This window comes from Terribacillus aidingensis (genome assembly GCF_040703035.1).
In the GTDB taxonomy this organism is placed as follows: Bacteria; Bacillota; Bacilli; order Bacillales; family Amphibacillaceae; genus Terribacillus.
The window spans coordinates 1,183,412-1,204,207 of record NZ_CP159996.1 but is presented as its reverse complement, the minus strand read 5'-3'; the positions used below and the strand labels follow the sequence as shown (position 1 = coordinate 1,204,207).

Genomic DNA, 20,796 nt, shown 5'->3' with positions numbered 1-20,796 from the left:
ACCTCCTTAGCTAAACCAACCCTTAATCTTATGAAAAGTATCTTTCGTACGATCCATAACAGATTTTTTACTCTTCCCAAATTTCATATTCAGACCTATATTTGTTAGCACCCCTAAACCTGCACCGATTGCAGTTCCTACACCTGGGATCGGAATTGCAACCGTCCCCAAAGTGGTAAGAGTCGCTTGAACCGTTGTACTTACCGTAGTGTCAATAACAGTATCCTGAACTGCCCGAGAAACTGCATCACCACCTGAGAGTCCACCTTTCTTAGCATCATTATAATTACTATAATAACTTAAGCCTGTCCCTATTGGACCTAAAGACTTCGCTGCCCCTTTTACAACGCCTCCGGAGCTTGAAGCAAAACTTTTAATATCAGGAACAACACTATCTTTGAGACCCTTGAGTGTTTCTTTACCTGTTACTTTAGAAACATCCTTTATTTTATCTAGCATTCCTGCCTTTTCATTCCATGCCTCTAACTGAGGATATTTTTCAAGTACACGTTTACCAGTCACAGACCATATATGCTTTCCCGTCTTCTCATTATAATAGCGTAAAGGTGCTTTCTTGAGATAACGTATTCTAGTTCTCTCACTCCAGTGCGCTTTAACATTACCATTTTTTTTATGCCCTAATGCACGTAACGCATGAGGATCAGGTTCAACACCTAATTTTCTTAATGCTTCTTCGGTAGCACTTATACGATAAATTGGCTTGCCAGTATTTTTATCTTTTGTTTTTACAACATTTAATCCCAAGTCCTTAGCTGCTTGGATAACCGGTTTATTAGATGTATAACCTGCAGTTAAATCTTTTGCATACGTTAGATTTGTCACAGCTTTGCTTAAAATAGCTAATACCTTCTCCCCATCAATACCTGTATCAAATCGCTTAGTACCGGATTCCTTACCTGCTTCATCCATAGCTTTCCTGATGTCTTCCATGACACTATCCAACTGCTCTATTTCGTCTTTACCGTTACTTTTAAAGCTCTCCAAATTGTCATGAGTCGTTTTTATAATTTCTATTGCTTTTTCTTTATTTGTTGTTGCTGTCGCTAAAGTCGGTTTATTTACGTGGCAAATGTCTAAAATACTATCAATTGTTTTATGAACTGATGATTCTTCTGATTCTAGTGCACTATGCTGTGTTTCAATCTCTGTGCTTGATTCAGTTAGGTAATCACTCTCAATAATAGCGGCTTTATCTGTATCTACGACAGTAGCAAAAGTCTCTATATGGTTGGTTATATTTACCTCTAATTCACTCCATAAATCCTGAAACAGCTTTATGGTGGTTCCATGTACATTGGTATAATAGCTTTTTGCCTTATCTGCTGCTTCTCCACTAAAGGAATCCATACTTATTATTTTTTCTAAATCAGAATTTATTTGTTCCAAAACTTCTGTAATATTACTTGAGATATTGGCTAAGTCCTTTGAAAAGCGATTAACCTCACTCATGTCCACTTTATTTCCCATTATTCAACCCTCCAAGAACTATTTATTAAGCGGACTGTTGTTCTTATTTCTTACCTAGCTGCTCGTCAGTGTCCCGCATTGTTTCTCCGACCTCTTTTAATGTTTGGATATCTTGTGTCAGGAATGACTGGTATTTATCTAAGAGTTCAATAGCTTTTACCATTTGTTCCAAATCCTTCGTAAATGGTGCTATATTTGTTTTTTCCAGTGTATAGCTTTTATGCTGGCTAAAAAGCAATGATTCTGCCGATGCCTTTAGACTGCTGACATTGGATTCAAATACTTCCATATTAATAGCTACTTCTTTCCCCATATCCTCACTCCTTCTTCATCTCTTGTCTAATCCTACCTTCCACAGTGCTTAAAGACATAGACAAGTTTTCAGCACTAGCCAGACAACTAGCACGATTCGCTTCACAGCGAACAATTTCATCATCTATTGTTTCTTTTGCTTGCTTTGTCTTTTTGACGAAGAGCTGGACTTGATCTTTGTACTCGGCATAGGCATCGAAAAAGCGGGTTTCTTCTTTGCCTTTCCAGCGTCTTACATCGATTTCGTAGGTGTCAATTTTGCCTTTATCTGCTTCCAATGCTGTTATATCTGACTGAAGACTGTTAGAAGCCTGCTGGAGGCGAGTAATTTTATCGCCCCAGCTTTGTGCTTGACTTCTTGCATCACTAATTCCATTCAAAAGGGACCGCTTGCGTGATTGCAAAATGCTCAAATTCTTACTCAAGGATAAGCTCCTCCTATTCTGGAATTTTCACTTTCACATGCTGATGATCCATGGCAACATAGCATTCGTATGGTTCTGGATATTTCTCCTGGCGGATGAATGGCTGTTTGAAAAGATCCTGATCGCCCAGGCGCATGCCGACGAGTCCGAAGATAGCTTGGCTGCGAAGATATTTAGGAACTTGTTCATAACTGATACCGATATAGTTGTAATCGCTGCAAATTATGAAATGAATGCCCGCTTTGCTGCCGCGTTCCATCATGAGAGTAGCTTCTTCAAGAGTAAGTCCGGCACGTTCCGTGAAGTCCTGCAGGTCTGCAATTTGAACAAGCCATTTTGGTTCCGATACTCCATCTGAATTTCGTTGCTTGATCTCATTTATAAGCTCATTTTTGATAGTTGAGATACCGATTGATTCAGACACATAAGCATGCATGTCTTTCCCTACGTCAGCCATATCCTGATCTGCTGTATCAATAAGCATCGTTTGATACACATCTTTCAGTAAGGTAACGTTCTTCGCGACAGATCTGATCATACGATCCAATCCATCTTTCCGATCGCTGATAACGGTCATGTGATCATATTGCGCCGGATTATAGGCAACAGGCAATACTTCTTCAAAATCAAGCCCAAGCGGCACTTTCTTCTCTTCCAATATCCGTTTGGTACGACGCTGTTCCTTGAATTCAAGGAAGTCCACAACACCTTCTGGCATCATCGGGATAGCATCCGGATAGTCTCCATCCCATACTTCGTTCATGTCTTTAGCTAGATCCTGTATCCGATCAAGGATTTCCAATGCTTCTTCCCCGTGTTCAGGCAGCATGGTCTGGAATAATGCTGGTTCCTCCATTTTCACAAGACCTCGGCCTGCGATTTCTTCAATTTCTATATCGGTGCGTCCTACAATCGATCTTGCTTCGTTGGACTCAATCAGGTACAAAGCGATTTGTGTCTTGATATTGGACAGCAAAGGCATGCGCATCGCACTTTGGCGCCCGGCACTGATAATCAGATGAATTCCGATGCTGGCACCTTCCCGGGCAATCTGTGTGATTACCTTCTCGAAATCGTCACCGAAATCACTGTCTCTGACAGACTCATAGTTATCAATCACAATACAGATATTCGGTACAGTCTCCCCGCTTGCTTTTTCGAACAAGCCTATGTTCGCCACACTGTACTGGCTCAGCTTTTGTTTACGCTGCTTCATAACCCCATTCAGCATTCGGATTAATTTGCCTACTTTCTCGACTTGATCGACGAGGAACGTATCGGCTACATGCGGCAGATTCTTTAATGGGAGTAATCCATTCGTACCAAAGTCAAGCAAATACACGTGCAAATGTTCCGGGTTATGCTGTCTCGCCAAATCCATGACAACTGTCTGTAGGAATGTCGATTTCCCGTAACCTGGACTCGCAAATACAGCAATATGTCCGTCTTTGGATAGATTTAGCGTCAATGGAATCTGCTGCTGCATTTCCGGCTGGTCGAGTAAACCAATCATCGGCTCCAAAGGCTTTTTCGGTTCTTTCCATGCATCACGGAATGAAACTGGGTGAAGTTCCGGCCCGAAAATCTTTTCTGGCAGAGGCGGCAGCCATGGGCGTGCTAAAGGTTCAATACGCTGCTGTTCTGTGTAATCCGCAATATGATCAATGATGGCATCAAGCTCTGATGGAATCTTTTCAATAGATTCCTTCTTCTCCAGTCCGCTTAAATCTTCCGTTAAAATGTCATATTGCCCCAGATCATTGATGCTGTAGATGGTAAGATCCACATGGTCTTCATCGTTTTTATCCGGAATATAGTCTGCTCCGCTCCATGCACTCTGGAACAGTTCATAGATTTCATTGTTTCCAACTTGCAAATAAGCACGGCCAGGCAGTGTGATTTCCGCTGCATCAGGTGTTTTGATAATTTCATTCGAATCGCTTGCATTCTGTACCTTCAATGCCAGCTTGAACTTGGAGTTGGACCAGATTTGATCATCCACTACACCACTTGGTTTTTGTGTCGCAAGAATCAAGTGGATTCCCAAGGAACGTCCGATACGGGCCGTAGAAACGAGTTCCTTCATGAAATCCGGCTGTTCGGACTTCAGCTCGGCGAACTCATCTGAAATAAGGAATAAATGCGGCATTGGTTCAGCTGCTTTTCCTTGTTTAAATAGCTTCTGATATTGGTTAATATGGTTGACGTTATACTCGCCAAACAGACGCTGTCTTTTTTGCAGCTCTGCTTTAATGGAAGCTAAAGCACGCATTGATTGTGCACGATCCAAGTTGGTGATTGTACCCATCAAATGCGGCAGCTTGCGGAACAGATTCGCCATTCCCCCTCCTTTATAGTCAATCAGGAGGAATGCAACTTCATAAGGATGGAAGTTTACAGCAAGCGAAAGAATATACGACTGGATAATTTCCGATTTACCAGATCCTGTCGTACCCGCTACCAATCCGTGCGGACCGTGTGCTTTCTCATGAAGATTAAGGTGAACAATATCTTCTTTTCCTCTCAGTCCAAGTGGTACAGCAAGAGTCTTGTATGTCTCATTCTTGCGCCAGCGTGCTTGTATCGCTAATTCTTCCACCTTCTCTACTCCATACATCTCCAGGAACGTTACTTGTTCTGGGATGGAATTCTTCAGGTTTTGGAGATGGTTTAGTGGAGCCAAAGCTCTTGAGACAGCTTCTTTATTGAAATCCTTCGGAAAATGATCTGGTTTGAACGCTTTGTTTACAAGCTCTGCCTCTTCTAGGATGATCTTTCCGTCATTGCTATCGCGGATATCGATGACTGTTTTCACATGCTCCGGCAATGCTCGCATAACATCTTGAACGAAGACTAGCGATACACCGTATTGACTTGGATCTTCATTGAAAAATTCCATAATTGTATGATCCAAAATCAGCTTTTCATCGGTAATAAGGACAACATAATGAGGTGAGAAATAAAGCTTCTCATTCGAATTGCTTTTTTCATCCACTTGCAGCTTCCGCTCTTTCAGCACTTGATACAAGCTATGGAGTACTTGGTCGCGGGAACGTTCATGATAAATGAAGCCTCGAACATTTATGTCCCGCACACTTGCATGCGGCAGCCAGCGCATCCAATCCCACTCTTGCTTTTCTTCTTCCGGGAAAATCGTAACGAACTGTAAATCATGATAACTGTGGAATAAAGAAAGCTGCATCACTAATAGCTGGAGCTGCTCCAGAACAAGCTTTCTCTGCCCGATATAACCAACCGGTCCCTTCGTCAGGGACGTTATGACCGGAACATCATGCAATTCTTTGAACTGGTCTAGTAAATGTCTTGCTTCATCTACCAAATCATCTTGTTCCTGTGTGAATTCTTCCTCGTTGTAAGAAATCTCAAAGCTTGTATCCACGCGCCCTAATCCTGTACGGAAGTTCAAAAAATCATGGTGGTAAGGTGTCTTCTCATAAATACGAGCTTCTGTCGCAGCTGCCATTCCCGAAATTTTCTCTACATCAGGATAGTGGTAATGCAGCGCATGTCGCTGTTCTTCACTTGCATGATATAGTTCCTTCGTTTTTCTCTTTAGGTAGCTCTTATACGTTGCCTCTCTGTGTTTCATGTCCGCTTTGTATTTACGCACATTTTTCACATAAGACGTAATGGAAAAGATGACCGTAACCAAAGTGGCGATTACCATAACGATGATGAAAATCCCACGAGGCTGAACCAGTGAAATAGCAACTAAAGCCGCTATCATGACCAGCGGCGGTACAATGTTCCTCGCCAGCTGCTCACTCGGTTTACTCGGCTTATTGGCTGGTTTTGCAATGGTTCGTTGCTCTTCTGGTTCCCGGTAAATGATACGCGGAGAACGGTGATAGTCTGGATACTCCCCGCCGTATGGTTTTTCTTGACCGATCAATTCCATGAACGAAGCATCCAAGCTTCCGTTTGAGTTGATTTCAATTGTATCTGTGTAGATTGTCATCATGACGCCATCTACAAACAGGATATCTCCATCTTCCACCAGTGCATCATCTTGGAGCAGGCGGTAGTTATGGTAGATGCTTCCGCTACGTAAATCTATTCGAAAACCATCCACACCTGTTTCACGCATTAGTACAAAATCGGCTTTCCAATGCTGTTTACTTATATCATTGTAGGTCGCTGCACCGAATGTGACAGATTGCTGGCCAGCAATATCAAATATGTTGTACTTTTTCGTATCAATTACATATAGCTGCAGTTCCCCTATTTGTTTAGCAGCACGAATCTCCTCTTGCTGATAGGATAGTTTCTGTCCGTCCCAGTCCAGTTCTATCTCAGTAGTCAGTCCAGCTATCGTTACCTGGTCCTTGCGCTTATCCCCGATGATTACAGTCTGACCTGATTGTTCTGGCAAATGGCATTTATGCAGTTTATCTTTATATGCTATGAGCAGTGTTTTATGTGCCATCTATTCTTCTTCCTCTCTATGCACTCCATCCATCGCTGAAAACATCATTTCTCTTCTTCTTGCTTATTTTCATCAGCATTTTGATCCTCAGTGTTTTGCTGTTCCTCTGTTGCAGCTTCCTGATCAGGTGCCGCTTCACTACCGGATTCCTCACCAAGAGGATCCATATTATATTCTTCCAGCAATTTATCCAGCTGATTTTGGAAATCTTCAACTTGTCTGTCACGATCCGTACCCGATAGATCCGGATTGTTCTTCACTTGTTCGATTTTCTTGATCAAGCCGTAGATAATCAGCTGCGGATCATCAATATACTTGGCTTTATTCAAGGAAGTATCGAATTCTCCACGACCGTTATAGATCCAATAAAGCAGATAATCTTGGTCACTCTTCAAGGATACATTTTTTAAAATTGATTCTTTTTCTTCATCAGATAAAGCTTCTACCTGGATATAGGAATACGCCAGTGCATATTTGGTCTGGCTCGGCAGCTTTTCCGGATCCTCTTCTGCCAAAGTTGAAATAACGTCATTGTAATTGTCCGCTAGGAACTCACCGTGCGCTTCCAATTGCTTATCTTGGAAAGGGTCCTTGATCAGCGCAAAGTAAACAAGCGGCGCTGCCAGCAAAACACTAAGGATAATCATGATGATGGATAAGCGTTTATATAACCTAAAACGTTTTGTCGGTAAAAAGCTCATCGTCTTATCCGTTTTTTTCTGTTCCTTTGCATAGCTCTCTCGCAGGAATTGTCTTAATGCTTCAATCGTTTCAAGCTTTTGGATCTTCTTCTCAAAATCTGATTCATTTGCATTCTCAAGGGAGCCATGATAAAGCTGATCGAATGAATATTTCTTCGAGAACATGGCGATGCTCAAGCATTTATATTGTTTAAGGAATGTCTCTGACTGCATATCGAATGGGGGTACGATTTCACGGACACCGCGATGAATCACTTGCGGCATCAAGTTCTCATCGAAGACGAGATTGTCAGGATGAAGGAAAAACGTAATCCGACTGGACAAAAAGCGTTCAAGTTTGCCAATATTGCTCAAAATGCGCAGTTTATCATCTTGACGCAGCTTTTGGACGTCAGACCACTTTTTATGGTTGGGATTGGTGTTGTAGATGAAAGCTAAAGTATCTTCCTCTTCTTGTACCTCCATTGGTACAAACTGATCGGAAGGTTGGTGCATCAAATGAAGCTGCCGGATATCTTTTACCGAGGTTTGTGATTTGGGCATTGTTATCCGGATAGTTTGTTTATCCTGCTGTAGGGTATATGTAGCTTTATCCAATTCTATTTTTCTCTCATTCATGTTTTGCTGGCTCCTTCACAATTGGCACACACGGCTCTTTACATTATAAGACTACGAGTACATCGCCGTCTGTGACTGGATAGTCTCTTAGATAGTCATCATCCGCCAGGACAAGATGCTTGGTTACGATCTTGATCGTGGAATGAATGTCATTTATTTCGATATGCAATGTATCCATTACGTGATGAAGCAGCTGCTTCACCGTTAGTTGGGTGGGGATTCGCAAGTCATAGACAGATCCTTCTCCGCTGACAGATTGGAAGTCCATCGTGACGTTAATATGTTTCGTGTTGGCCATCGTCTTTCTCCTAGTCTAATAATTTTCGCATCATCATATATAAGCCGATGCATAACGCGAGCGCTATTCCAATTAGGAAATAAAGTACTCCATTTCCGGAATCCTCTTCAGCTTGATCCGCTGCCTTCTGACCACTGGCAGCTTCAGAGGTATAGTCTGCGGTAAATAATGTATCCTGCACTTCCTCTAATGAAGATTGCTTATTGATGTCCAGTGTAAAAACACTATCTCGCAATGATTCTACATCCGCTCTTTTGCCTTCCGCTTTTTGCTGAATTTCATCTGTCGTTTCCTCATTGAATAGTCCTGGGAAAACTTTTTCCTTCTCCGTTTCCTGGTTATCTGTCCCAACATCTTTTTGCTTTTGTATACGGTCGATTTGCATCTGCAGACTTCCACGTTCATTTTCATCAGAATTAGTTTCTGCTGATACTTCTATAGGTAGAAGTATCAGCAGAATAATGGTGAATATGAACGCCAAATCAACCAGCTTCCGTTTGGTTGTCATCGGCATTATCTACTCCTTTATCCGATTGGCTAATGACCAATAGGTTGGCTAAGGCACCTACAGCCGCTGCGATGACTAGTGCAAATATCGCAACAACATAGTTGACCGAGCCTTCTACAATACGAAGCATGAATGTTTCCATGTATTGAAGAGGAGAAAACTTCTCAATTGTCGGGAATGCTGTGCTTGCTGTACCGATCGCATCTGTAAAGAACAGATACAAACTGAATATCGCCAGCAGGATGAACATTCCGATCATTTTCATCTGTCTTAACAAGTAAGTCGCTATCAACAGCATCGCCGTGATAAGGAGAGCCATGACAGCTGTCAATTGCAGTTTGTTCAAATCGTCAATTGGCAAATAGTAGCTGGATACAATACCAATGACGATACCTTCCAACAGACCAATACCCGCTGTAATGATAGTGATTGGTGCGTGCTGTACCATTAGTGATATATCTGATGCAAATTGATCATCCTGTTTTCGTCTCATATGCAACGTAGAGATGACATAAGCCGTGAAGAGAACGACAATGAAACTGATCAGCACTAGATAATAAGGCGTGAAAATCGTCTCGGCTTGTGCTGCTATCGTACCTTCATTGCTTGTCTGGACAGGATTGGAAAGGAAATCATATAGATTTTCATTCTGCCTGTCACCGACTCGGCTGTTTGCCAGCACTTCCGTGAAGTTCTCCGTGAAGTTCTGATCATCCGACAGCTTGTCTGTCAGATTGGAAGCAAGCGTCTCCGCATCGCTTACTAGATTTGTACCGCTCTCTTCGATTTCTCTAGCTTGCGTATCAATATTATCGAAGGTTTCATATACTTGATCAGCTGTATTCGTATTACTTTGTGCTTGCTCAGCTAATGACTGACTCGACATTAGAAGCGGCTGGAATTCACTGCCTAATGTCAGGACAGCTTCCTGCTCACCCTGGGCATTCGTTTGGATTTCTGTCTGACCATCCAGTACCGTCATCATTTGTTCGCGCCATGCTGCTACATCTTCTAATGTCCGGCTGACATTGTCATTCAAGACCGCTGCTTGTTCAGTCGTTGCGGCAACCTGGCCAGTTAGTGTATCAGCATCTGCGATAGCTTGCTGTACTCGCGACTGGTAGTCTCCTACTTGCTGACGGAATGCTTCCGCTGGTGTTTGAAGCTGTTCTGTAACGCTGCCAGTGATTTGGTTCGTCATATAGCCTGCAAGAAGATCCTTAATGTCTTTTTTCTTAAATAAGTAATACAGGGAGTCATTGGTAGCCAAATCATTTAAGCTTGTGGAACTAAAATCATCTGGTAGTCCATGCAATCCAAAACCATAATAACTTTCGTATAGTGAGCCAAGTTCTTGATACGCAGTGATTGTATTTGTCACAGTGCGAATCAATGTCTCAGTCGTATCATCCAAGTCTTCTACAGGCGTACTGATTTGATGCTCGATGATATTGTCTTTGATATAGAGCTTCTCAGGCTCATCTTTATCTTCTTCATCTGGTTTATCACTGCCTGGCTGTTCGTTGGAATCTCCTGGTTCTTCGCCCTCACCTGGTTCACTTGGCTGATCGGTTCCTCCTTCACCTGGGTTTTCACCCTGATCATTATCAGGCGGAGTTACTGGAGTTTCAGCATTATCTTCATCAGGCTGGTTTCCTTCTTCAGGCGCAGTTTGATCATTTTCTCCATTATCAGATGATGTATCTTCTGCTGGTGTATCTTCTTCGGTAACCGCATCTTCTTCAACTCGCTGGTTATCGTCATTTTTGATTTGGGTAGTTGCAAGTAGATTTCCTTTTGTAGGTGCATAAGCCAAATCATCTGGTTTATCTACATCTCCTATATCCTTCTGCTCTAAAGTCCAGCTCCAATCGATGGGCTTGTAAACATCGAAGCTTCCTTCTTCTTTCCGCAGGGTGAGATTCACCTTAAATTCGCCCTCACGGTTGGCTGGTAATTTTACTTCGCCACTTTCTATTGCTCCTGTGTAAGACTGCTCTGCTTCACCTGGAAGCTGGATTCCCAAATGACTAACTTTGAAACCTTCTGGAACTTGTAAACGGAAAATCTGTCCTTCTTTTTTATTTTCAGGAATGTTGACACTATCTGTTACCTGAACACCTTCTCCTGTCAGCTTCTCATTCAATCTGTCAAATTCATCTTTCAAAATAGGGGAAGGATCCCGATCAATGTTTACATTCTTAATTTCATTCTGATATTTTTCTGTCATTGCAATGACATTCGTAATCTCATTTACTGTACTATCAGGCAAGCCTACATTTTGAAAATCTTCAATATTCAAAGAAGGCAGCTTTCCAATAGCTCGGTTAATTCTATTAACAGCAACTTGATTAGGGTCTTCAAACAGCGCATTGATATTTAAATACTGATCTTCATCAAGCTCTTCCTCAATCGTATTCCTGATTCTATCCTCGATCTTAGCCCTGAATTGCTCATTGCTTTCCGTCAGATACGCATCAATATCCTGCTGTAAGGCTGCAACTCTTTTAGAGGAATCCTGCAGCTGCTGCTGTAGTGATACAGAACCCGAATAGATATTAGTCGTATTTAATGATGTAACTGGACGGTTCATAACTGTATCAACAGCATTCTGCTGACTTGCTGCGAATTGACGGTTGATTGCTTCATTGGCAGCAACAAGCTGATCCAGTCGCTGGTCGACTTCCCCAGCCGTCAAACCTTGACTGAATTGATTGATTTGATCCTGGAAGTTTATAAGTTCCGTGTTATTCGTTTCTTTTAAATTCATCACTTCGTCCAGGTTGCTGACGAAGTCTTCTCCGAGCTGCGTTTCGTCAACTAGCTGATCTTCATAAGAAGCCAGCAGCTCACCGAAACTTGTGAAGCTTTCTTTTGAAACTTCGGTATTGTCTCTTACCATACCGAATTGATCGGTGTAGCCAGACAATGGCTGGAACACATTTGAGTTATAGGAATTCGTATATGCCGCTTGACGGTTGACCATCTGACCAATGTTATCTTGTGCATTCTGCAGATTCCCGATGATGCTGGCAAAATACACATCAATAACTCTTCTGTTAAAATCATTCAGGATATCACTTGCTGTTTTCTCCGCTTCTTCCTTCATACGCGGATTTTCAGATGCATTGATCTTATACTGCAGCACTACTTGCTCAGGTGCTTCAGCAGTGATATTGAGTGATTTCTCCGAAAAGTCATTGGGAATTACGATCATCATATCGTATGTATTATTCTTCAAGCCGCTTTCCGCAACTCCCCGACTTACGACGAACCACTCATGATTCTCATTCTCACTAACCGAATTGACAAAGGCATCCCCGAAGGCAAGCTCGGTACCATTAAACGTAGAACCTTGGTCTTCATTTACAAGTGCAACCGACATATTCTGTGTTTGCGGCTGTTCCGCTGTCTTCGTCGTTTCCTGGTGCAAGGTTAAGTAAGATAAACCAGACGCTAGCAATACGATAAGTACTAAAAATAAAATCCATCTTTTATCAAACTTTTTCAATGTATTCTCAACTCCTGGTGTCTCCAGTTTGTATAGTATGTGTTTTCAAGTATCGTTTATGGTAATGATGGATGATACACAAAACTTGTTTTTTTACAGTAATTGGGCTACATAACGCGTGCGTCATGCAGCCCACCCTGTCGTGTGATGCGACGGTCAAACAGCAGCCAGTTGGGTGCTTATCTGAATCCGAAGTTTTGTGATAGTGCTTCGTCCTGCTCTTGTACTGCTTGAGCTGTTTTCTCGAGCTGCTGCTGGATATCTAGCATAAGCTGGGAGAACTCTTGAACTTTAGGCTTCAGCTGGATGAATTGATCATCAAAACGATCGAAAGCTCTACCTTCCCACTCTGAACGAAGTTGTACCTGCAGATTACTTAGATCTGTAAGAACGTCATCAATTGTTTGAGAACCCTTACCATATCTCTTTGCATGGTTTTGTAACTGCTCAGGGGTCATGCGAATTTGTCCTGACATTTGCTCAGCTCCTCATTTAATTAATTTTACAGAAGGTTGTAACGATTCCAATAAATGTATACCCATTACCTTCTAAAATAAATCCTAAAGAAAGGAAAATTTAAAGTCAACGGAGTATGAAACGATTTCCAGAAATTAAGCGTTAAGTCCCGAGACTCTATAGGCAGATATCCCGGTTTAGGAAAAGAAATAATATAGTACCATTATAATAGTCTTATAAACTGGTAATTTGAGGTTTTTTGCAAAATTAAGACGAATTGTAGCAAAAAAGGACTTTACAATTATTTTACGTAAATAAGTACGTACAAAACGTTAGTATTAAATAAAAGAAGAGCATGTGTCTCCACATGCTCTTCTTTTAAGCAATCAGTTTTAAACCTACAGCTGAAGCCAAGATCAGCGCAATACAGACGAGTCTCTTCCAATCCTTCGATTCCTGGAAGAAAAGCATCCCGACGACTGCTCCGCCTGCAGTTCCTATTCCGGTCCAAATCGCATAAGCAGTCCCCATCGGCAGATACGACATACTATAGGATAAACAGCCAAAGCTTCCGGCGAATCCGAGAACGAATAAGCTGATGTTCTTGAAGCTGGGCTTCTCATTTAGTTTATTGATCATTGTCACACCAAGCACTTCAAACATACCTGCTATGATAAGCACAATCCAAGCCATCAGGCACCCTCCTCTGTCTGTTTGTCCCCAGTTACCAGCTTAAGTCCAATAACACCTATGAGAAGAACTGCAATCAACGCGACCTTCGCCAGTTTAAAAGGTTCGCCGAAGAATAACATATCCACAATCACGGTACCGGTCGACCCAATCCCGACGAATACTGCGTATACGGTACCGACAGGCATATGTTTGCTCGCCTGCAGCATCAAATAGAAGCTAAGCAGGATACAAACAATCGTACCCGACCATTCAAGCCCATTATTTGCGTGCTTTAACCCAATAACCCATAATACTTCAATCAGTCCTGCCAGCACTACGCTAAGCCACTGTTTTGTCATGTTCATTTCCTCCAATCAAAAAAAGCCCGGGAGATAGAAATCTCCCAGGCTTTTATCCTTCCGTGTCACAGCATTGCTGTGCGTTTTCTCTCGGACCAGACCAGCTATTAACTGCGGAACCCTAGAAAACTATCTGCCATATTCATCTGGTCATTATATAGGATACAAAAGCACGATGCAAGCAATTCTGATACAAAGTATTTATACTAGCTGAGTCAGGAGGAATACGATGCAATCATTCAGAAACTTATTTCAACAGCGAATCAATATGGATAGCGAAGTGACATTTGAGACTCTTCCTATACTATTACAACGTTTTGCTCAGTCCATTCCATTTGAGAACCTGCGCATTATTGAGAAACATAAAAGTCTTCTATCAAAAGAAGGTCTGCAGGAAAAAATCCTTATTCACAGCGAAGGCGGCGTTTGCTATGAACTTAATACGCTTCTTTATCATTTCTTAGAGGATAGCGGATTCGATGTAACGTTAGTATCTGCCTGTATTTACGATCAGGATAAAAATGACTGGAGTGCTACTGGTAATACACATGTCACTATCCTTTTGAAGCATGATGGTGAAGAATATATTGTCGATGCCGGATTTGGAGCTAATATACCTCTTGCTCCACTTCCTTTGTCAGGTGAAATGATGGCAACTGCTAATGGCCAATTCCGTATTATTCCCGCTGATGAAGGTTATACGCTGGATTTAAAATTAGCGGATCGAGACGACGATTGGCGTATAGGATATTTTTTCTCAGTAGAAAACCAGATTACCGACATGACCGAACTGGAACAAATGCAGCAGATTATTGAAACACATCCTGCTTCCCCTTTCAATAAGTCACCGCTGCTTACAAGAAGGACATCAGATGGTCTGTATATTCTCACTCCTTCTTCCTTTACGAAATGGCAGAACGGTGTCCCTGAGAAGCAGACGATTGACGAGGAAGAATATAATAAATTGTTACAAACTAAATTTGACATCCAGAGGCCGCAATAAAATGCGGTCTCTTTTTCGTATGTATGAATTTTTCTGACGAACGTGTTGTCTTTATAACCCGAGAGAAAAATCAAATATCTATGGATTCAGGTTTTGGCCGATCACTCCTATTAGCTGCTCTCCATGATGTAAGTGAACAAGGTTTTCGTGAATTCATCATCTCCGAAGCAGGTCCAATTGAATATTATGAAGGAATACTTCCGTTAAAGATAAAAGAAAAAGGATGACTGTGGTCATCCTTTTTGATTAATTCAATTTCTCACCTTGATACACATCTGCTGCCAGTGGTGCACTAAGCATTTCTTGGGCAGCTGCACTGAATTTTTGGAAGTGGCTGCTTGTATTATGTGCTTGGACAGCCTCCATGTCCTTCCAATTCTCCACCATGACAAAGCTGTTAACATCTTTTGGATCCTGGAATAGGTCGTAGCTGTTATTACCTGCTTCTGCACGGCTTCCTTCCATAACTGCTTCGATTTCTTGAAGGAATTCTTCTTTCTTCTCTGGTTTAACTGACATTCTAGCGTGGATGATAATCATAGTTTCTCTCTCCTTATTTCCATTCTGTAATTTGTTCTACCGGCATACGATAGGATTTGTAGCCAGCATCTGCTGCTTTCCCGATAGAAAGCAGCATAACAGGAACATAACGTTCTTTATCCAAATCGAATGCTTCAGCAATTTGGTCTTTCTCATATCCGCCAATCGGATTTGTATCATAACCATATGCCTTTGCAGTCAGCATCAGCTGCATCGATACTAAACCGCTATCGATAAGGATTGATTCCCTATTTTTCTGTTCCGTAATACCTGAAAGCAAATTAAGTATAGAGACCACTTGCTGATCTTTGACCTCTTTCGGCATCAGACCATGCTCTACTGCTTTTCCATAGATTTCTTCCAGGTAGTCAAGATTATTCATATCAGCAAATACGGCGATTACTGCAGAAGAAGTTTTCACTTGCTGCTGATTGAAGCGGGCAAGCGGCGCAAGCTTTGCTTTCGCTTCCGGGCTTTCGATGACAACAAAGCGCCAAGGCTGCAAGTTGACTGATGATGGCGCCTTCGTTGCTACAGTGAGCATTTCAGACATTTCTTCTTTACTGATTTTCACGTTTTCATCATACGTACGGATGGAACGGCGATCCTGTACGATTTGCAAAAAAGCTTCTTTGTTATATATGGATGTTTCGTTCATTTGTTTTCTCCTCCTAGCTGATTCTTTGTAACACGGGACACATTTTTACTGACTTTGCTCAGCATTTGCAGGAATTGTTCTAGCTCGTCTTCCGAAAATCCAGCGAGAGTCTCATTCACGAACTGGCATTTTTCCAGATAGGATTGCTCGATATGACGCTTTGCTTCCTCCTCCAGCTTCACCCATGTAGCTCGCTGATCATCAGCTTTCTTGTAGCGCAGAATCGTACCGGCAGCCTCAAGCTGCTTTAAATGTCTCGTTACAGCGGCGGCATCGATATTGACTTCCTTTTGTAATGCTGATTGGGTCACTTCCTCATGCTGCAGCAAATAATGAAGAATCTCCACCCGGGATGGGCTGGCGCCTAAGCATGCCTCAAACTTTGAGCAGAGCTCTTTATTTACAGCCTGCAGCTGCAGGAAAATCTGCAGACGGACAGAACAAGCAGTCATCGTCATAACCTCTTCCTAAATAGTTGATACATCAATAGTTGATAGGTCAATCATATATCTAAATTTTTTGTATGTCAATAATCCTGCTCCTACTTTTACCTTTTCTATTCTGTGATGGCCTTTTATGTTCAGTACTTTTGAATAAGCATTTTCTCGGTTTGATGAGTAAGATTCTCTTTCATCTTTAGGCTCATGGGGTTTCGCCATATCTACTATAAATATAAAGAAGCTGGAGGTTCATCCCCAGCTTTATTACGGCAACTCAATCATTATTTTAATGTTGCCTGTTTCAGGTGCAGTCAAATCCTCAAAACGTTCTGGGAGGGACTCGAGGGATACATTACAGGTAATGAATGGTTGAATGTCTATTTTTCCTTCTTCCAGCGAATTTATAACGGTTTCGAAATCTTCCTTGGTAGCATTTCTACTTGCGTATATGGTCAACTCCCGCTTATGGAATTCCTGATCTGAAAATTGAAGCTCTGCCTGTACCAAGCCAACATAAATTATGCTTCCTCCATGGGCAGCATATTTATAGGCATTATTCATGGAGTTAATATTACCTGTCGCATCAAACACCGCTGTCGGATAATCCCCATTAGTGATTTCAGCAATATCATACTCAGGGTTTTCTTTTGCATTTACTGTATAATCCGGGGAGGCCCATTTCTGACAGAATTTCAATCTTTCCATACTCATATCCATGACAATGACTTTTGCTCCAGCAAGCTTTGCATATTGCATGATTCCTAACCCGATTGGACCTGCCCCAATCACCAGCACATATTCATCTCTTTGTATATTAGCCCGACGGACCGCATGTGCGCCTATACTCAAACATTCGACGATAGCAGCCTGATCGTAAGACAATTGATTGATTTTTATCAAATGGCTGGTGGGTACCGAAATATACTCCTGCATGCCACCATCTGTATGGACACCAAGCACTTGGATATTCCGGCAGCAATTCGGTTTTCCCTTTCGGCAAGCTATACATTGTCCACATTCCAGATAGGGAATGATTGCCACTTTATCTCCTAGGGAAAGATCTTGATTTTCTTCATTCAATTCAGCAATCTCTCCAGAAAGCTCGTGTCCCAGAACTCTTGGATAGGAAAAAAAGGGCTGTCTGCCATGGTATGCATGTATATCTGTTCCGCATACCCCGATCCTATGAATCTTCACTAAGGCCTCCCCTTCTTTAACAGCAGGCCTTTTCCTCTCTGTCACTAATAATTGATTGGGACTATTGCATACGATCGTTTTCATAATAATTCCCCTCCGGTTTAGGATAAGATACCTGGATCACAGCGTAACGCCATCTTTAAAGATACTAATTTCCCTAAACTCAAACTTTTCGTTATTCGTACGGCTTTTTCCGGAGGCCAGATCGATAAGGTCTTCAATCAGCTCATCAGTCAAATCCTCCATTTTCATTCCGTCTACAAGCCGGCCCGCATCAAAGTCAATCCAGTTTTTCTTTCGATGTGCCAGCTCTGTATTAGTGGAGATTTTCACTGTAGGAATCGGCCCTCCAAAAGGAGTTCCTCTGCCAGTAGTGAATAGAACGATATGAGCACCAGCTGCCGCAAGAGCCGTTACAGAAATAAGATCATTACCTGGTGATTGGACCAGATTCAATCCAGACACTTTAACTTTTTCCCCATAAGGGACTACATCCTGGACAATCGAATGACCTCCTTTTTGGGTACAGCCAAGCGACTTTTCCTCCAGTGTCGTAATGCCACCCTTTTATTACCTGGAGAGGGATTTTCATAAATTTCCTGTCCATGTCTAATGAAATACTCTTTAAAATCGTTTACTAGATGAACAATCTTACGAAAGACTTCTTCATTGGCTGCTCGATTCATGAGGATCGTTTCTGCACCGAACATTTCTGGTACCTCGGTCAGTATGGAAGTCCCTCCTTCAGAGATGATCCAGTCAGAAATCATGCCTGCTAATGGATTGCCAGTAATACCAGATAACCCATCTGAACCACCGCACTTAAGACCAATTTTCAATTTTGAAACGGGAACAGACTGTCTTTTGAATTGTTCAGCATACTCCACAAGCTCCCCGATCAGCTCCATTCCGACCTCGAATTCATCGTCCACTTCCTGTGAAGTTAAAAACTTGATTCTTCCAGCGGGCTGTTCTCCTATTACCTTTTTGAACTCTTCGATTTGATTGTTTTCACAGCCAAGACCGACCACCAAAATACCGGCTGCATTTGGATGATTTGCCAGTGAAGCCAATAATGTTTGTGTATAGGTTAAATCATCCCCTAGCTGAGAGCATCCATATGGATGGGAAAAGTGGTAAATACCATCGATTCGATCTCCATATAATGATCCGCCCATCTTAGCCAGATGCTCACACGTTTTGTTGATACAGCCCACTGTGTTGATGATCCATATCTCATTCCGAATGCCGGCCTCTCCATTTTCCCGAACATACCCATTAAAGTAAAAACTGCTCTCCCTCATTGGTTGATTGGATGCCACATCCGGTTCATAGGAATACTCCAGCAATCCATTCAAGCCGGTTTTTAAATTGTGGGTGTGTATCCAGGAACCCTCCATGATGTGCTCGGTAGCTATCCCAATGGAATAACCGAATTTCAGGACATTATCTCCTTGTGCAATCTCTTTGACAGCGAACTTATGGCCTTTGGTGATGTCTTCGGTAGCCTTTATGGATTTAGATAGTTCCTCAATCAAGATTGTTTCCCCCATGCGGATGTCACGCAATGCAACAGCTGCTCCATCATTTTCATGCAATAGAATAGATGCATTTAAGCTCATCGTTTCCCCTCCAATTCCGCTACTAACGCAGCAGTTTTTTCAGTCACACCTGGGATTTCATGTAAATTCTCTCCCCATATTTCCTTGTTTTGCAAGATTCCTTTCACCATTGTGTGAAGCGATCGTTCTTGACTTTGCAGAAGACCCCATTGTGAATGGAAAAATTCAAGAACTCGTTCATTATCACGGATAATATAGGTTTTGCCGTTAAAATCACTTCCTGCATATCTTCCATCTAACAATTCAGCCTTATAGAAGCAGATGATGGCCGCTAGGCCTTCATGATGTTTTCCGGCAGTCTACCGTTCTTAATAACATATGCTTTTAGTGTAGGCAGGAGCCTCGATTGGAATTTGGAACAGGCATTAAGAGATATATCTGAGAGTCTATGTTGCAAAAAGGGGTTGAGAAAACGTTCCCACACAGCCTCTCCATATGCTAAAGATTCCATAGGATCAAGATCTAGCGAGGGTATTATCTCCTCAGTAATCGTATTTTTAATAAATAGTGCCATCTCTTTATGTGTTACTGCTTCCCTCACGATTTCAATGCCCATCAAAATGCCTAGTTGTGCCATGAGTGTGTGAGACCCATTCAGAATACGAATTTTTCTAAGCTGGAAAGGCTTTAAATCATCTACCCAGTTAACATTTAGACCGGATTTTTTTAAAGGGAGGAGATCATCGAGCCTGCCATCCCCTTGGATTACCCATAAATGATAAGGTTCGACAACATTTAAAAAGGGATCCTCATATCCCGATTCTTTGAATATCGTCTCGGCCTCCTGCTCCGGAAAACCAGGGACAATCCGATCAACAAGAGAACTCAAGAAAAGATTATGATCATGCAACCAGGAAATAAATTCATTCGGTAGATTCCAATCCCTGCAATGTAATAACACTATTTCCTTAAGGAGCTGCCCATTCTGTTCGATTAATTCACAAGGAAGCATAATAAGCCCTTTATCAGGGTCACCATTGTATATTTCAAAACGTTTATAAAGGAAATGAGTCAGTTTGGCAGGGAACGTTTCCAAGGGGCTGTTTTCGACTACATCGCTTGCAATATAGACAAGGCCTGCTTCCGTCGTATTGGAAATGACAAATTTCAGCTCCGGCTCTTTTGCCAACAGCAAAAATTCGTCCCATTCCCGGTAAGGATCTATTATCTTAGAAAAGACATCAATGATCTGACCATTCTCAATCGTTTCTCCGTACTGAATTCCCCTGGTCAAGAGGGTAAACAGCCCTTTCTGCTTTTTCAGCTTCTCCATCTTCTCACTGCCAGATTGGCGTGGATTTGTTACGGCAATTCCGCCATTGAAGTTTCCCTGTCTATTTGCTTCTTGTATCATCCAATCAATAAAGCCTCTTAGAAAGTTTCCTTCCCCGATCTGAAGGATTTTTACTGGCAGCGGTTTACGACCCTTACAATCATTGACTACTTCTTCCATGCTCCTTTGTTTTATCAAGGTCCTTCGTCCTTTCCGATGTTGATTCCGAAATTACATTAAACGAAAAGAGGTCTCTTTACGTTTACTA

At 42.0% G+C, this 20,796-nt stretch carries 18 protein-coding genes, 1 pseudogene and 1 riboswitch; of the genes and pseudogenes, 1 reads left to right on the top strand and 18 read right to left on the bottom strand.

The genetic code is table 11. The annotated features are described in order from the left end of the window. Window positions 1–6: 6 nt before the first annotated feature. The 11 genes from ABXS78_RS06495 to ABXS78_RS06445 all read right to left on the bottom strand — a co-directional run bounded on the left by ABXS78_RS06495 (window position 7) and on the right by ABXS78_RS06445 (window position 13,795). The gene (locus tag ABXS78_RS06495; protein ID WP_366249417.1) at window positions 7–1,488 is read right to left on the bottom strand and encodes a T7SS effector LXG polymorphic toxin; all 1,482 of its coding nucleotides are present in this window, start codon (window positions 1,486–1,488) and stop codon (window positions 7–9) included. Between the two features lie 43 nt (window positions 1,489–1,531). Continuing rightward, window positions 1,532–1,801 (bottom strand): TIGR04197 family type VII secretion effector, encoded by a 270-nt coding sequence (locus ABXS78_RS06490; protein WP_366249416.1) that lies wholly within the window; start codon window positions 1,799–1,801, stop codon window positions 1,532–1,534. Between the two features lie 4 nt (window positions 1,802–1,805). Then, window positions 1,806–2,225, bottom strand: coding sequence for a DUF5082 family protein (locus ABXS78_RS06485; protein ID WP_366249415.1), 420 nt, complete (start codon window positions 2,223–2,225; stop codon window positions 1,806–1,808). Between the two features lie 13 nt (window positions 2,226–2,238). Next, entirely contained in the window at window positions 2,239–6,672 is a 4,434-nt protein-coding gene (gene essC / locus ABXS78_RS06480) for a type VII secretion protein EssC (protein WP_366249414.1), read from the bottom strand. Window positions 6,673–6,716: 44 nt separating this feature from the next. After that, window positions 6,717–7,991: a type VII secretion protein EssB gene (gene essB, locus ABXS78_RS06475; protein WP_366249413.1), complete on the bottom strand. Its 1,275-nt coding sequence runs from the start codon at window positions 7,989–7,991 to the stop codon at window positions 6,717–6,719. Window positions 7,992–8,034: 43 nt separating this feature from the next. Continuing rightward, window positions 8,035–8,289: an EsaB/YukD family protein gene (locus tag ABXS78_RS06470; RefSeq protein WP_366249412.1), complete on the bottom strand. Its 255-nt coding sequence runs from the start codon at window positions 8,287–8,289 to the stop codon at window positions 8,035–8,037. A gap of 10 nt (window positions 8,290–8,299) precedes the next feature. Next, window positions 8,300–8,797: a type VII secretion protein EssA gene (gene essA, locus ABXS78_RS06465; protein ID WP_366249411.1), complete on the bottom strand. Its 498-nt coding sequence runs from the start codon at window positions 8,795–8,797 to the stop codon at window positions 8,300–8,302. Beyond that, the gene (esaA, locus tag ABXS78_RS06460) at window positions 8,772–12,308 is read right to left on the bottom strand and encodes a type VII secretion protein EsaA (RefSeq protein WP_366249410.1); all 3,537 of its coding nucleotides are present in this window, start codon (window positions 12,306–12,308) and stop codon (window positions 8,772–8,774) included. Before esaA ends, essA begins: the two co-directional genes overlap by 26 nt. Before the next feature lie 179 nt (window positions 12,309–12,487). Then, window positions 12,488–12,784, bottom strand: coding sequence for a WXG100 family type VII secretion target (locus tag ABXS78_RS06455; RefSeq protein WP_095222909.1), 297 nt, complete (start codon window positions 12,782–12,784; stop codon window positions 12,488–12,490). A gap of 358 nt (window positions 12,785–13,142) precedes the next feature. After that, complete coding sequence (locus ABXS78_RS06450) at window positions 13,143–13,457, bottom strand: multidrug efflux SMR transporter (protein ID WP_095222908.1); 315 nt, start codon at window positions 13,455–13,457, stop codon at window positions 13,143–13,145. Beyond that, the gene (locus ABXS78_RS06445) at window positions 13,457–13,795 is read right to left on the bottom strand and encodes a multidrug efflux SMR transporter (RefSeq protein ID WP_366249409.1); all 339 of its coding nucleotides are present in this window, start codon (window positions 13,793–13,795) and stop codon (window positions 13,457–13,459) included. The genes ABXS78_RS06450 and ABXS78_RS06445 overlap by 1 nt, the downstream gene beginning before the upstream one ends. A gap of 39 nt (window positions 13,796–13,834) precedes the next feature. Continuing rightward, window positions 13,835–13,931, bottom strand: a riboswitch (guanidine-I (ykkC/yxkD leader). Window positions 13,932–14,024: 93 nt separating this feature from the next. Between ABXS78_RS06445 and ABXS78_RS06440 the strand changes: the two genes are divergently transcribed. Next, complete coding sequence (locus ABXS78_RS06440) at window positions 14,025–14,798, top strand: arylamine N-acetyltransferase (RefSeq protein WP_366249408.1); 774 nt, start codon at window positions 14,025–14,027, stop codon at window positions 14,796–14,798. 246 nt (window positions 14,799–15,044) lie between these two features. Here ABXS78_RS06440 and ABXS78_RS06435 read toward each other — a convergent pair whose 3' ends face one another. The 7 genes and pseudogenes from ABXS78_RS06435 to ABXS78_RS06405 form a co-directional block, all read right to left on the bottom strand. Next, window positions 15,045–15,338 carry a putative quinol monooxygenase gene (locus ABXS78_RS06435; RefSeq protein WP_366249407.1) on the bottom strand — a complete coding sequence of 98 codons (294 nt, stop codon included), beginning with the start codon at window positions 15,336–15,338 and terminating at the stop codon, window positions 15,045–15,047. Window positions 15,339–15,351: 13 nt separating this feature from the next. Beyond that, window positions 15,352–15,996, bottom strand: coding sequence for a nitroreductase family protein (locus ABXS78_RS06430; protein ID WP_366249406.1), 645 nt, complete (start codon window positions 15,994–15,996; stop codon window positions 15,352–15,354). Next, window positions 15,993–16,448 carry a MarR family transcriptional regulator gene (locus ABXS78_RS06425; RefSeq protein WP_366249405.1) on the bottom strand — a complete coding sequence of 152 codons (456 nt, stop codon included), beginning with the start codon at window positions 16,446–16,448 and terminating at the stop codon, window positions 15,993–15,995. Before ABXS78_RS06425 ends, ABXS78_RS06430 begins: the two co-directional genes overlap by 4 nt. Before the next feature lie 252 nt (window positions 16,449–16,700). Continuing rightward, the gene (locus ABXS78_RS06420) at window positions 16,701–17,717 is read right to left on the bottom strand and encodes a zinc-binding alcohol dehydrogenase family protein (RefSeq protein ID WP_366249404.1); all 1,017 of its coding nucleotides are present in this window, start codon (window positions 17,715–17,717) and stop codon (window positions 16,701–16,703) included. Window positions 17,718–17,753: 36 nt separating this feature from the next. Next, a pseudogene (locus tag ABXS78_RS06415) lies at window positions 17,754–19,255 on the bottom strand (altronate dehydratase family protein). Beyond that, on the bottom strand, window positions 19,252–19,497 hold the full coding sequence (locus ABXS78_RS06410; protein WP_366249403.1) for a hypothetical protein: 246 nt from the start codon (window positions 19,495–19,497) through the stop codon (window positions 19,252–19,254). Before ABXS78_RS06410 ends, ABXS78_RS06415 begins: the two are co-directional and overlap by 4 nt. Before the next feature lie 29 nt (window positions 19,498–19,526). After that, entirely contained in the window at window positions 19,527–20,708 is a 1,182-nt protein-coding gene (locus ABXS78_RS06405; RefSeq protein WP_366249887.1) for a tagaturonate reductase, read from the bottom strand. Between the last annotated feature and the right edge of the window lie 88 nt (window positions 20,709–20,796).

Excerpts from the sequence above, each read along its gene's own strand:
- ABXS78_RS06495 (WP_366249417.1), bottom strand. The coding sequence starts at position 1,488 with ATGGGAAATAAAGTGGACATGAGTGAGGTTAATCGCTTTTCAAAGGAC.
- ABXS78_RS06490 (WP_366249416.1), bottom strand. The coding sequence starts at position 1,801 with ATGGGGAAAGAAGTAGCTATTAATATGGAAGTATTTGAATCCAATGTC.
- essC (WP_366249414.1), bottom strand. The coding sequence starts at position 6,672 with ATGGCACATAAAACACTGCTCATAGCATATAAAGATAAACTGCATAAA.
- essB (WP_366249413.1), bottom strand. The coding sequence starts at position 7,991 with ATGAATGAGAGAAAAATAGAATTGGATAAAGCTACATATACCCTACAG.
- ABXS78_RS06470 (WP_366249412.1), bottom strand. The coding sequence starts at position 8,289 with ATGGCCAACACGAAACATATTAACGTCACGATGGACTTCCAATCTGTC.
- essA (WP_366249411.1), bottom strand. The coding sequence starts at position 8,797 with ATGACAACCAAACGGAAGCTGGTTGATTTGGCGTTCATATTCACCATT.
- ABXS78_RS06455 (WP_095222909.1), bottom strand. The coding sequence starts at position 12,784 with ATGTCAGGACAAATTCGCATGACCCCTGAGCAGTTACAAAACCATGCA.
- ABXS78_RS06450 (WP_095222908.1), bottom strand. The coding sequence starts at position 13,457 with ATGGCTTGGATTGTGCTTATCATAGCAGGTATGTTTGAAGTGCTTGGT.
- ABXS78_RS06445 (WP_366249409.1), bottom strand. The coding sequence starts at position 13,795 with ATGACAAAACAGTGGCTTAGCGTAGTGCTGGCAGGACTGATTGAAGTA.
- ABXS78_RS06440 (WP_366249408.1), top strand. The coding sequence starts at position 14,025 with ATGCAATCATTCAGAAACTTATTTCAACAGCGAATCAATATGGATAGC.
- ABXS78_RS06435 (WP_366249407.1), bottom strand. The coding sequence starts at position 15,338 with ATGATTATCATCCACGCTAGAATGTCAGTTAAACCAGAGAAGAAAGAA.
- ABXS78_RS06430 (WP_366249406.1), bottom strand. The coding sequence starts at position 15,996 with ATGAACGAAACATCCATATATAACAAAGAAGCTTTTTTGCAAATCGTA.
- ABXS78_RS06425 (WP_366249405.1), bottom strand. The coding sequence starts at position 16,448 with ATGACTGCTTGTTCTGTCCGTCTGCAGATTTTCCTGCAGCTGCAGGCT.
- ABXS78_RS06420 (WP_366249404.1), bottom strand. The coding sequence starts at position 17,717 with ATGAAAACGATCGTATGCAATAGTCCCAATCAATTATTAGTGACAGAG.
- ABXS78_RS06405 (WP_366249887.1), bottom strand. The coding sequence starts at position 20,708 with ATGGAAGAAGTAGTCAATGATTGTAAGGGTCGTAAACCGCTGCCAGTA.